Below are 12,931 nucleotides of genomic sequence, written 5' to 3'. Positions count from 1 at the left end.
AATTAAGGTGTTACAGTGGGCGTAGAAGCAGGTGCAGGTTGAAGGTGTGGAATGCGATTGGTTGCAATCTGACGAGCCATTTGCTGAGCAACATCATCAATCAAGAGGCTAATCACGGCATCTTGTTCATTATCATCCACGTTTACACTGGCAACATTGTATTGATAGCTTTTTACACCATTAATGCTTCGTGGTGTTGTAACAGGGCGACCTTGCGCATCTTCAATCTGGAAGGTTACATTTAAATATAAAATAACCTCAGCTACACGACCGCTGAGTTTTTGACGGCGATAATGATAATCCAAAACGTGTAGTGTATAAGCTTCTTTGGCATCATCAAATTGAATGCCATATCCTGATAAATAGCTTTTAAGCTTGATTTCTAATGTGTTCTTTTGAGGAATTATATTGTTATTGCTGTCGGTTACATGCATGGCTTCACTTGGCAAGTTCAGCTTCATGTGTGTGTAATCGACAGGAATTGAGGTCGGGCTGAGGCCTCTTAAATGAAAGCCACAGCCGACTAAGCTTGCACTTAGGCCAAGAGTTAAAACGACAGATGCTAAACGTGGGACTAAGTGCATGCGTATTCCTCAAATAATTAAACGACTAAGTTCACCAATTTGTTTGGCACAACAATTTCTTTTTTGGTCTCACCTGTCAAGAATTGCTGTACTTCAGGTAAAGCTTTGGCTTGTGCCAATAAATCTTCTTTAGAAATATCGACGCTCACTTCTAATTTACCACGAAGTTTACCATTCACTTGTACCACAATCGTTTGTGTATTACGGGTCAATGCTGACTCATCTACACTTGGAAACGCAGTTGTGGTTAAGTCGATGCCAAACTGAGCCAAAACGGTTTGGCTTAAATGCGGTGCAAATGGAGCAAGTAAAGTCAGTAGAGTAATCACTACTTCACGTGCAACCGCCGCATCATTGTCAGATTTTACTTCAAACTTGGTAATCGCATTCAGCAATTCCATTTGTGCTGCAATCGCCGTATTAAATGCGTAACGACGTTCAATATCATCACTCACTTTGACAATCGTTTCATGTACTTTACGACGCAAGTCTTGTGCTTCTTTAGATAAATTGGCTTTATCTAGCTCAATAGTTGCATAGCCTTGTTCAAAGAAGTTACTGCTTAAACGCCATACACGTTTCAAGAAACGGTTTGCACCTTCAACACCTGCATCTGACCATTCAAGAGATTGATCTGGTGGAGCAGCAAACATCATAAACACACGTGCTGTATCTGCACCGTATTGGTCAATAATGGCTTGAGGGTCAACGCCGTTATTTTTCGACTTTGACATTTTTTCCTGACCGCCAATGATCACAGGCTGACCATCTGCTGTGTATGTAGCAGACAGGATACGGCCTTTGTCGTCACGCTCAAGTTCAACATCAGCAGGGTTAAACCATGTTTTCTTGCCAGATGCATCTTCACGGTAGAAAGTGTCAGCCAATACCATACCTTGAGTGAGCAAGTTGGCAAATGGTTCATTGCCTTGTACCACACCTTCATCACGCATCAATTTGTGGAAGAAACGTGCATAAAGTAAGTGCAAGATCGCATGTTCTACACCACCAATATACTGGTTTACAGGCAACCAGGTTTGCGCTGCTTCAGGCTTGATCATGCCATCGGTGTAATCAGGAGAAGCATAACGTGCATAATACCAAGACGATTCAACGAAGGTATCTAGGGTATCAGTTTCACGTTTTGCCGCTTTGCCACAACATGGGCAAGTGGTTTCATAGAACTCTGGCATTTTTGCCAATGGGTTACCCGAACCATCAGGAACGACATCGGTTGGCAAAATTACTGGCAGTTGTTCTTCTGGAACAGGAACTTGACCACAGTCGTCACAGTTGATCATCGGGATTGGGCAACCCCAGTAACGCTGACGAGAAACACCCCAGTCACGCAAACGGAACTGAACTTTTTTGTTGGCCAATGTTCGTGGTTCTAACTTAGCAAGGAAAGCATCAAATGCACCTTGGAAATTTAAACCGTCAAATTCACCTGAATTAACGAGCTTGCCTTCTTTAGAACCGTACCATTCTTGCCATTGGGTTGCATTGAACTCGGCATCATCTTTGCCTTGAGCATCAATCACTTGTTTTATTGGCAAGTTAAATTTATTGGCAAATTCAAAATCACGTTCATCATGTGCAGGAACAGCCATGACTGCGCCAGAACCATAGGTCATTAACACATAGTTAGCGATCCAGACTTCAACATTTTCACCCGTTAATGGATGCTTTACAAACAAGCCAGTCGCACGACCTTTTTTCTCAGCAGTTGCTAAATCTGCTTCAGCAACTGAACCATGACGACATTCTTCAATAAATTCGTTCAGTTCAGGGTGAAGTTCTGCCGCTTTTTTCGCTAAAGGATGGTCTGCTGCAACTGCAACATAAGTCACACCCATTAAGGTATCTGGGCGAGTGGTATACACCATCAAGCTGTCAGCATAAATGCTTTTATCGGCAGAAGGGAAGATGATTTCCATACCTTCCGAGCGACCAATCCAGTTACGCTGCATGGTGAGAACCTGTTGAGGCCAACCTGCTTTTAATTGTTCTAAATCATCCAGTAATTCTTGCGCATAGTCAGTAATGCGGAAGTAATACATTGGAATATCACGTTTTTCAACCAATGCGCCCGAACGCCAGCCGCGACCATCAACCACTTGTTCGTTAGCAAGTACAGTTTGATCGACTGGATCCCAGTTTACAGTTGAAGATTTACGGTAAATCAGACCTTTCTTATAAAGCTGAACAAATAACCATTGTTCCCAACGATAGTATTCAGGGGTACAGGTCGCGATTTCACGATCCCAGTCAATCGCAAGCCCTAAGCTTTTTAGCTGATTACGCATGTAATCAATGTTTTCAAAGGTCCATTTCGCAGGGGCAACTTTGTGGGCAATTGCTGCATTTTCCGCAGGTAGACCAAAAGCATCCCAACCCATAGGTTGTAGAACTTGTTCTCCTTTTAAGCGGTGGAAACGACTAATCACATCCCCAATTGTATAGTTACGCACATGACCCATATGTAGCTTACCGCTTGGGTAAGGGAACATAGACAGAATATAGCGATGCTTGCCTTCTACTGTGTCAGCAACTTTAAAGACTTTACGATTTTCCCAATCTTGTTGGACTTGAGGTTCAATCGCACTGGCTTGATATTCAGGGTCAATATGAGGTGTAGTCATAAACGTAATAAGAACAATGTGGAAATAGTTTGTCGCAAAGCATAGCGCAAAATGCACCTAAAAGTGAATTTTGCGCAAGAAAATCTTGTCTGTCTATCCATAAATACGAGAAAATAGCAGTCAAATTTATGAATTACTATGTTTAGGAGCGCTTACGGGTAAATTTTCTTGATTATTGAGAGGGGATTGTTGATTTGCGGGTTGATTTTGAGTCGATGACACATGATTTATCACAGGTTGTGACGTATTTTTCTGAGACGCATCCGTATTATCGTTATTCGTATTTGTTGTGGATGGTGTTGGGGTAGTTGCCCAACCATGCGTTTGAATTTTACCGCGAGTTTTTACACCTTTGGCTTTTGGCGGTGGTGTGGTGGTGTAATGAGTCGAACCGTGAGCATCAATCCATTTATAGTAATCTTGCTGAGCCAAACTGATCTGGCTTAACCCCATTAAGCCCAATCCAATCATACTTGAGATTGTTATTTGTTTTAGCGTTTTCATAGAAACCCTTGTTGATTTTAAATAGTCACACGCCCTAAATTTTAGCGTGTTTTTTGACTGAAAATATGAATTTCTATGGTCAAATCAGGATTAACTTCAGATTTTTTATCTTCAGATAAACGGTGAGTATGTCTGTGGCACTAAGCAATTTGTGAAAAAACACATAGAAGTCTTGACAATCGGGAATGAAACAAGAAAAATGCTACAATTATTTATCTGATCACCCTTCGGATAAGTAAACGAATTGTGCAATAGGCATATATCCTCTAGCCGAGCTATATGTTGAATTAAAGATATGTTTATCCCAGCATGTTTTTACCTTAAAGATGCAGTATTTACAGCTTATATCGCTGTTGCATCTGATTTTTATCCTATTGCAGCGCCTAGGCGTGAAATTTGTGCTATAAGAGTACAGTTTGTATGAATTAAACACTATGTAATGTCTCCCATTACATGGAAAAAAGATATTTAGGGTGAATCACGTTGGAACTTCTATCTGGTGGTGAAATGCTCGTTCGTGCACTTGCGGACGAAGGTGTTGAACACGTTTTTGGATATCCTGGTGGCGCAGTTTTGCACATTTATGATGCGCTATTTAAACAAGATAAAATTCAGCATTACCTAGTACGCCATGAACAGGCTGCTGGGCATATGGCAGATGCATATTCGCGCGTCACAGGCAAAACTGGGGTCGTACTTGTTACTTCAGGTCCTGGTGCAACCAATACTGTTACACCAATCGCGACAGCCTATATGGACTCGATTCCTATGGTGATTCTGTCTGGACAAGTTGCTTCTCATCTTATCGGTGAAGATGCTTTCCAGGAAACAGATATGGTGGGTGTGTCACGTCCAATCGTGAAGCATAGCTTCCAAGTCCGTCATGCAAGTGAAATTCCTGGCATTATCAAAAAAGCATTTTATATTGCTGCAAGTGGCCGTCCAGGACCTGTTGTGGTTGATATTCCAAAAGATGCAACCAATCCAGCAGAAAAATTTGCTTACGAATACCCTGAAAAGGTGAAGATGCGCTCTTATCAGCCACCTTACCGTGGACATACTGGGCAAATTCGTAAAGCAGTTGAAGAGTTGCTCTTGGCAAAACGCCCAGTCATTTATAGTGGTGGTGGGGTTGTACAAGGTAATGCAGCCGAGTTATTGACTGAACTTGCACATTTGCTGAATTACCCAGTCACCAATACCCTCATGGGCTTGGGTGGTTTCCCTGGAACTGATCCTCAGTTTATCGGGATGTTGGGTATGCATGGCTGTTATGAAGCCAATATGGCAATGCACAATGCCGATGTGATTTTTGCAGTAGGCGCACGTTTTGATGACCGTGTTACCAATAACCCTGCAAAATTCTGTCCAAATGCCAAAGTTGTGCATATTGATATTGATCCTGCAACGATTTCGAAAACCATTTCAGCGCATATTCCAATTGTGGGTGCAGTTGAACCTGTATTGCAGGAAATGTTGAGTCAGTTGAAACAGCTCAACATTTCTAAGCCAAACTCAGAGTCTTTAGCTCAGTGGTGGAACCAGATCAATGAATGGCGTCAAGTTCATGGTCTGAAATATGCTCCTGCGGTTGACGGTGGTATGAAGCCGCAACAAGTGGTTGAAACTTTATATAAAATCACTAACGGTGAGGCGATTATTACCTCTGACGTTGGTCAGCACCAGATGTTTGCTGCGCTTTATTATAAGTATGATCAGCCACGTCAATGGATCAACTCTGGCGGTTTAGGAACGATGGGTGTGGGTCTACCATATGCCATGGCTGCGAAGCTTGCAAAACCTGAACAGCAAGTGGTGTGTATTACAGGCGAAGCTTCAATTCAGATGTGTATCCAAGAGCTTTCAACCTGTAAGCAATATGGTTTAAACGTTAAGATTCTATGCTTGAATAACCGTGCGCTTGGTATGGTAAAACAATGGCAAGACATGAACTATGAGGGTCGTCACTCAAGTTCGTATGTTGAATCATTGCCAGATTTTTCCAAGTTAATGGAAGCTTACGGACATGTAGGTATTCAAATTAATCATGCTGATGAGCTAGAAGCTAAACTTGAAGAAGCGATGGCGATTAATGATAAATGTGTGTTTATTAATGTGATGGTTGACCGCTCTGAGCATGTTTACCCAATGCTGATCGCGGGTCAGTCTATGAAGGACATGTGGTTACATAAAGGGGAGCGTACAAAATGAGACACATTATTTCTGTACTCATTGAAAATGAATCAGGTGCGCTTTCTCGTCTAGTCGGTTTGTTTAGTCAACGTGGCTATAATATTGAAACTTTGAATGTTGCGCCAACTGAAGATCCAACATTATCGCGTTTGACTTTAACCACGTATGGCGATGACCATAAAATTGAGCAAATTACCAAACAACTGAATAAACTGATTGAAGTTGTTAAAGTGGTGGATTTGAGCGAAGGTTCGCATATTGAACGCGAATTGATGCTGATTAAAGTTAAAGCGTTGGGCGCAGCGCGTGATGAAATCAAGCGTACATCAGATATTTTCCGTGCCTCAATTGTGGATGTAACGCCAACGACTTACACCGTTCAGATTGTAGGAACAACTGATAAACTTGACGGTTTTATTGATGCTTTAGCTGAAAATACCATTTTGGAAGTGGTACGTTCAGGCGTGTCAGGTATTGCGCGCGGCGAAAAAGTATTAACGGTTTAAAAAAGATTTTACTGGAGAACACAAATGCAAATTTTTTACGATAAAGATTGTGACTTATCTATCATCCAAGGCAAAAAAGTAGCAATTATTGGTTACGGTTCACAAGGTCATGCACACGCATTAAACCTTAAAGATTCAGGTGTAGATGTAACTGTAGGTCTACGTGCAAACTCTGCTTCTTGGAAAAAAGCAGAAAATGCAGGTCTTAAAGTTGCTGAAGTTCCTGCAGCTGTTGCTCAAGCTGACTTGGTAATGATCTTGACTCCAGATGAGTTCCAATCACAACTTTATCGTGACGTGATTGAGCCAAATATCAAAGAAGGCGCAACGCTTGCGTTTGCTCACGGCTTCTCTATCCTTTATAACCAAGTTGTTCCACGTAAAGACTTGGATGTCATCATGGTTGCACCAAAAGCACCTGGTCACACAGTACGTTCTGAATACCAACGTGGTTCAGGTGTTCCAGATCTAATTGCTATTCACCAAGATGCTTCTGGTAATGCACGTAACGTTGCGCTTTCTTACGCTTCAGGTGTAGGTGGTGGTCGTACAGGTATTATCGAAACTTCATTCCGTGAAGAAACTGAAACTGACTTGTTCGGTGAGCAAGCAGTTCTTTGTGGTGGTGCGGTTGAATTGGTGAAAATGGGCTTCGAAACTTTGGTTGAAGCTGGCTATGCACCAGAAATGGCTTACTTTGAATGCTTGCACGAACTTAAATTGATCGTTGACTTGATGTTCGAAGGCGGTATCGCGGACATGAACTACTCAGTGTCTAACAACGCTGAATATGGCGAATATGTGACTGGTACTGAAGTAATTAACGAACAGTCTCGTGAAGCAATGCGTAATGCATTGAAACGCATCCAGTCTGGTGAATATGCAAAAATGTTCATCCAAGAAGGTGCATTGAACTACCCATCAATGACTGCTCGTCGTCGTCAAAATGCTGAACACGGTATCGAAGTGACTGGTGGTAAATTACGCGCGATGATGCCTTGGATTCAAGCAAACAAAATCGTTGATAAAGAGAAAAACTAAGTTTTAGCTCGATCAAACATAAAAAACCCTGACTTGAAGTCAGGGTTTTTTATTGTGTGGTTGGTTTTTTAGTATATTGCTCAACTTAAAAATAATCGTGCAATATCTTGGCGTGGTTTAAATCCCCGCATCGGTTGGGCGACGTTGTAAATTTAGGAATGAACGGTTTGGCACCATATTCAAGTTAATATTGTGAGGCATAATTGGCGACTGGAACCACTTATGGTAAAGCTTACCCATTTGACCAGATTTCCATAGACCATTTACGCTTGTATCAACAATATCTTTAAACTTGGGATCTCCTTTTGGCAACATGATGGCATAAGGTTCAGAAGATAAAACAGGGCCTACAATTTCATAGGCATGTGGGTTTGAGCTTTTGGCAATAAGCCCTGCAAGAATATTATCATCCATGACAAACGCTTCAGCCTTGCCACTGGCAAGAATTGCAAATGAGTCATCAAAGTCACGACCATAAACATTGATAACATTAATATTTTTACCGCGTTCATTACGCTTGATATATGTATCTGATGTTGTGCCAGCAGTTGTTACAACGGCTTTGTGGTCAAGGTCAGCAAGGTTTTGAATATGCGAACTTTTTCTGACGGCCATACGAACTTCGGTGTAATAGAAGTTGGTTGAGAAAGCCACCTCGTGTTGGCGTTTGTAGGAGTTTGTCGTCGCACCGCATTCCATATCAACATGACCTGATTGAATGCTAGGTATACGTTGACTTGGATTAAGCGCAACAAACTCAACTTTTAAATGGGGAGCGTTGAGTTCTTTTTTAATGTCATTGGCAACGGTACGGCAAATATCGATCACATAGCCTGTTGCGCCACCATTGTAGGTATAGGAGATTGGCATAGCGGCATCATTGAAACCAATGACTAATTTTCCTGAGTTTTTGATCTTCGCAAGTGTATCCACTGCATGGGTTTGACTTGTTCCTAGAGAAAGGCAAGCAAACAAAGATGATGCAATGAATGTTCTTGAAAATAATTTCATGATTTTCCCTGATATGGTGTTGTGTATTGTTTTTAAAATAGGCGTGAGCCAGTGTAATTTATAAGCAAAACAAATGCCATATTTTTGATCTGTAATGCTATGATTTTTTTGAATTTAATATTAGTGTAATATTATATATTATTGATTTTTAATGTTATTTTTAATTGTCTTTATGTGATTGAAAATAAACAAAATGTGAATTTATGGTGAATAAATAAACGGTTATTTTTGTTTAAAAAAAGATTGCAATATATCGGTGCATTTACTGTTTAGTTATGCTTACTAATCGGGCAATTTATTGAAAATTTAATCAACAATTAGCTTCATAACTTCAGTATTGTGACTGTCAAAAAAACGTCATCGACTCATCATTAAACTGCAAGAAAATAAGATTAGATTGGTTTTCATAAAACAACAAAATGATATGGTGGAACCATGCTTATGCCATCGACTGCGGCATTGAAACGCCAGTTAGATATGCCATTTAAATTTCGATTTAAACGCGGTTATCAGCAGCCCGTACATGAAGCACAGGAACGTGCAGTAGAACAACTTATTCGTCCTAAGCTCAAAATTGCAATCGTCACGGAAACCTGGCCCCCTGAAATTAATGGTGTGGCACTTTCATTATTGCATCTGTGTCAGGGGTTACAGCAACAAGGGCATAAAATTATGCTCATTCGTCCAGAGCAGAGTCGTAGTTGCACCACATTTGTGGCACAGCAAGAATGTCTGGTTGCGGCACATAAAATTCCGAAGTACCCAAGTTTACAATTTGGTCGCCCGCAGTGGATGAAGGTGACCAAAGCAATTGAACAGTTTCAACCAGATGTGGTGCATATCGTTACTGAGGGGCCTTTGGGGTTTTTGGCATTGCAAGTTGCAAAAATGAAAAAAATTGCGATTTCCAGTGGTTTTCATTCTCCATTTCAAGAATTTAGCCGATTTTTTGATTTGGCATTTCTGGTTAAACCCATTCAGCATTATTTACGCTGGTTTCATAACAATACCAATTTGACCTGTGTACCTAGTCAGGATACTGCACGTGCTTTGCAAGCACATGGCATCACTTGCCCGATCCAAGTGATTAGCCGTGGGGTGGATCATCGTTTATTTTCTCCAGAGCATCGCTGTGAAGATATGCGCCAACATTGGGGTGTCGATCGTCAAACTAAGGTGTTGTTGTATGTTGGACGACTTTCTCCTGAAAAAGAAATTCATGTCTTGATCGATGGGTATTTACAAGCTCGTCGTCAACAACAGGCTGTTCGGTTGGTGATTGTGGGTGATGGGCCAGACAAAGAACGCCTGCAACGGTTAGATTCAGAACAACAGGTTGTTTTTATGGGGAACCTGACAGGGCAACGCTTAGCTGAAGCATATGCGAGTAGTGATGTGTTTGTATTTGCCAGTCGGGTAGAAACTTTTGGTAACGTAGTTTTGGAAGCAATGGCTAGTGGTCTACCTGTTTTGGCTTATGATTATGCATGTGCACATGCATATGTCCAAAATGAACAGTCAGGCTGGTTGATTGATTTAAACGATGGGCAAGGTTTGGTACAGCGCATGCAGAATTTACCTGCTTTGTCGCAGTTGCATCTCATGGGACAGCAGGCGCGCATGCAAGTCAAAGATACAGGATGGCAACGTCCTGTACAGCAGTTTGAGCAGGCTTTGTATGGTTTGATGATGACCTAGAATTAAGCCGATTCATCTTTGTTAGATGAGGAGAATACGATGACTAGTTTTCAACGCGCTAAACTATACATCTTGGCACTTGATCTTAAAGGCTGTTTGTATCTGAATCATTTTTCCCATTCACAGGGAATCAGTCAATTTTTTAAAGTCATTAGCCGTTTGGGTGATGGGTGGTTTTGGTACGTGATGCTCAGCATTGTCTGGGTCAGTCATGGCTTGGCGTATATTGTACAAATCAGTTATTTGCTGCTGGCAGGTTCAACAGGGACATTGCTCTATAAATTACTTAAGCACAAAACGATTCGACCACGACCTTATCAGGTTCATCAGGTCATTGTTTTGGGAGAGCGCCCACTGGATCATTTTAGTTTTCCCTCTGGACACACCTTGCATGCAGTCATGGCAACCACGGTACTTGGTTATATCCAGCCTGTTTTATTGCTGTGTATGCTGCCATTTACCATATTGGTTGCGCTCTCGCGAATGGTTTTGGGTTTGCACTATCCGACCGATGTGATTATTGGTGCAGTTTTGGGTGGTTTGGTGGGATGGGCCGTGATTTCCTGTGCACCAATGCTGAATCTGGTGTTGTAAAACAGACAGTGAAATTTTAAAGTAGCCGCATGATATAGAGATACTAGGATAGATGATGGGCTTACGCTGGACTGATACAATCGATATCGCAATTGAATTATTGGAAGCACATCCTGATGTTGACCCACAGTGGGTTCGTTTTACCGATTTGCATACATGGGTGTGTGCTTTGCCCGATTTTAGCGATGACCCAAATAAGTCGACAGAAGGTTTACTTGAAGCCATTCAGATGGCATGGATTGATGAAAGCAATTAAAAACGGCTAAAAATCCAAACTTTTACATTTTCTTAGCTGATTATTCTGACTAACCTCGGTATAATGCGGCAAAAATTTATCTTGATTTTTTGAATTAAGGAGCCAGACATGGCAATTGAACGTACTTTATCTATCGTAAAACCAGACGCTGTTGCTAAAAACCATATTGGTGACATTTTCGCTCGTTTTGAAAAAGCTGGCTTAAAAATCGTTGCAACAAAAATGAAACACCTTTCTCAAGCTGAAGCTGAAGGTTTTTACGCAGAACACAAAGAACGCGGTTTCTTTGCTGACCTCGTTGCGTTCATGACTTCTGGTCCAGTTGTTGTTTCAGTTCTTGAAGGCGAAAACGCAGTTCTTGCTCACCGTGAAATCTTGGGCGCTACAAACCCTAAAGAAGCTGCACCTGGTACAATCCGTGCAGACTTCGCTGTAAGCATCGATGAAAACGCTGCTCACGGTTCTGACTCAGTAGCTTCTGCTACTCGCGAAGTTTCTTATTTCTTCGCTCAAACTGAAGTTTGCCCACGCACTCGTTAATCGAGATACTTCAAACCAGATAAGTGTTATACTGCTTATCTGGTTTTTTTATTCTTGAAAATCTCTTGGCTTTATAAAGCCACTCTTGTTTTTTCTTTGACATTGTTTAGGTAATACACATGGCTCTTGAAGCAGTTGGTTCATCTTTGGTTTCAGATGGACAGCAAAACACCGCCACATTGCATCAGCCTGCGAATCCAGTGCAAAAAGTTAATTTACTTGGCATGTCACGGGCAGAACTCGAAAAATTCTTTGAAGATTTGGGCGAAAAGAAGTTTCGCGCAGGTCAGGTCATGAAATGGATTCACCAGTACTTTGTCACTGATTTTGCCGAAATGACTAATATCTCAGGCAAGCTTCGCGACAAACTGGTACAGATTTGTGAAATTAAAGCGCCTGAAGTGGTTCATCGTAATTATTCTAAAGATGGCACACGTAAGTGGGTGTTTCGCGTGGGTGAAGGCGAGGGCTCTTTGGTTGAGACCGTTCTGATTCCTGCGGAAGATAAAACAGGTTTACGCAAGACCTTGTGTATTTCTTCGCAAGTAGGTTGTGCATTGGACTGTTCATTTTGTTCGACAGGTAAACAGGGCTTCCAGCGCGATCTAACTCCAGCTGAAATTATTGGTCAGCTTTGGATGGCAAACTTCTCTTATATGGAAGACGTGCCTGTCGCAGAGCGTGAACGCTCAGTGACCAATGTCGTGATGATGGGTATGGGTGAGCCTTTACTCAACTATGACGCTGTTTTAAGTTCAATGCGTATTATGCTGGATGACTTTGCATATGGTATGTCCAAGCGCCGCGTTACACTGTCAACTTCAGGTGTTGTACCGAAAATTGATCAGCTTGCACAAGATATTGATGTGGCTCTGGCAATTTCTTTACATGCACCAAACGATGAATTGCGTAACGAGTTGGTGCCAATCAATAAAAAATACCCATTAGAACAATTGATTACTGCATGTCAGCGTTATATTGCCAAAGACGGTAATGAAAGTGCACGTAAGCATGTGACCATTGAATATGTCATGCTTGATGGGGTGAATGATCAGCCTGAGCATGCACAGCAATTACTTAAATTATTAAAAAATCTACCAAGTAAGATTAACCTGATTCCTTTTAACCCGTTCCCACACGCACCGTACGGTCGCTCAAGTCGTAACCGTATTATTGCCTTCCAAAAAACTTTGTCAGATGCGGGCTTTGTCTGTACTATTCGTCAGACACGTGGTGACGATATTGATGCTGCATGTGGTCAGTTGGTCGGACAAGTTGCTGACCGCACCCGTCGCGCGGCACAATGGCAAAAGAAAATTGCAGAAAAAAATGAGATCATACGCTCAAAAGGATAATAATTCA

At 41.6% G+C, this 12,931-nt stretch carries 12 protein-coding genes; 8 read left to right on the top strand and 4 right to left on the bottom strand.

The features are described from left to right. Positions 1–2: 2 nt before the first annotated feature. The 3 genes from F975_RS01760 to F975_RS01750 form a co-directional block, all read right to left on the bottom strand. Positions 3–584 carry an LPS-assembly lipoprotein LptE gene (locus tag F975_RS01760; RefSeq protein ID WP_004749768.1) on the bottom strand — a complete coding sequence of 194 codons (582 nt, stop codon included), beginning with the start codon at positions 582–584 and terminating at the stop codon, positions 3–5. 17 nt (positions 585–601) lie between these two features. After that, positions 602–3,226, bottom strand: coding sequence for a leucine--tRNA ligase (gene leuS / locus F975_RS01755; RefSeq protein WP_004749766.1), 2,625 nt, complete (start codon positions 3,224–3,226; stop codon positions 602–604). Between the two features lie 126 nt (positions 3,227–3,352). After that, a complete protein-coding gene (locus F975_RS01750) occupies positions 3,353–3,730 on the bottom strand; it encodes a DUF4124 domain-containing protein (RefSeq protein WP_004749765.1) in 378 nt (125 codons plus the stop codon). Positions 3,731–4,213: 483 nt separating this feature from the next. On the opposite strand from F975_RS01750, the gene F975_RS01745 reads away from it, so the two are divergent. Genes F975_RS01745 through ilvC form a run of 3 tightly spaced genes read left to right on the top strand, consistent with a single transcriptional unit; the run spans position 4,214 to position 7,470 of the window. Then, positions 4,214–5,941: an acetolactate synthase 3 large subunit gene (locus F975_RS01745; protein WP_004749763.1), complete on the top strand. Its 1,728-nt coding sequence runs from the start codon at positions 4,214–4,216 to the stop codon at positions 5,939–5,941. Further along, positions 5,938–6,429, top strand: a complete 492-nt coding sequence (ilvN, locus tag F975_RS01740) for an acetolactate synthase small subunit (protein ID WP_004749762.1) — start codon at positions 5,938–5,940, stop codon at positions 6,427–6,429. Before F975_RS01745 ends, ilvN begins: the two co-directional genes overlap by 4 nt. A gap of 24 nt (positions 6,430–6,453) precedes the next feature. Then, positions 6,454–7,470 carry a ketol-acid reductoisomerase gene (ilvC, locus tag F975_RS01735; RefSeq protein WP_004749761.1) on the top strand — a complete coding sequence of 339 codons (1,017 nt, stop codon included), beginning with the start codon at positions 6,454–6,456 and terminating at the stop codon, positions 7,468–7,470. A gap of 117 nt (positions 7,471–7,587) precedes the next feature. Here the strand turns inward: ilvC and F975_RS01730 are convergent, their stop codons facing one another. Then, complete coding sequence (locus F975_RS01730) at positions 7,588–8,481, bottom strand: amino acid ABC transporter substrate-binding protein (protein ID WP_004749759.1); 894 nt, start codon at positions 8,479–8,481, stop codon at positions 7,588–7,590. A 441-nt stretch (positions 8,482–8,922) separates the two neighbouring features. Here F975_RS01730 and F975_RS01725 point away from each other — a divergent pair, with 441 nt between their 5' ends. The 5 genes from F975_RS01725 to rlmN all read left to right on the top strand — a co-directional run bounded on the left by F975_RS01725 (position 8,923) and on the right by rlmN (position 12,924). Beyond that, positions 8,923–10,179: a glycosyltransferase family 4 protein gene (locus tag F975_RS01725; RefSeq protein ID WP_004749758.1), complete on the top strand. Its 1,257-nt coding sequence runs from the start codon at positions 8,923–8,925 to the stop codon at positions 10,177–10,179. Between the two features lie 39 nt (positions 10,180–10,218). Further along, on the top strand, positions 10,219–10,773 hold the full coding sequence (locus F975_RS01720) for a phosphatase PAP2 family protein (RefSeq protein WP_004749757.1): 555 nt from the start codon (positions 10,219–10,221) through the stop codon (positions 10,771–10,773). 55 nt (positions 10,774–10,828) lie between these two features. Beyond that, positions 10,829–11,029, top strand: coding sequence for a Fe-S cluster assembly protein IscX (iscX, locus tag F975_RS01715; RefSeq protein WP_004749756.1), 201 nt, complete (start codon positions 10,829–10,831; stop codon positions 11,027–11,029). Between the two features lie 108 nt (positions 11,030–11,137). Next, entirely contained in the window at positions 11,138–11,569 is a 432-nt protein-coding gene (ndk, locus tag F975_RS01710; RefSeq protein ID WP_004749754.1) for a nucleoside-diphosphate kinase, read from the top strand. Between the two features lie 119 nt (positions 11,570–11,688). Then, complete coding sequence (gene rlmN / locus F975_RS01705; RefSeq protein WP_004749752.1) at positions 11,689–12,924, top strand: dual-specificity RNA methyltransferase RlmN; 1,236 nt, start codon at positions 11,689–11,691, stop codon at positions 12,922–12,924. Positions 12,925–12,931 lie beyond the last annotated feature (7 nt).

The organism is Acinetobacter brisouisimilis (assembly GCF_000368265.1).
GTDB lineage: Bacteria > Pseudomonadota > Gammaproteobacteria > Pseudomonadales > Moraxellaceae > Acinetobacter.
This window is presented reverse-complemented; position numbering and strand designations above follow the sequence as displayed.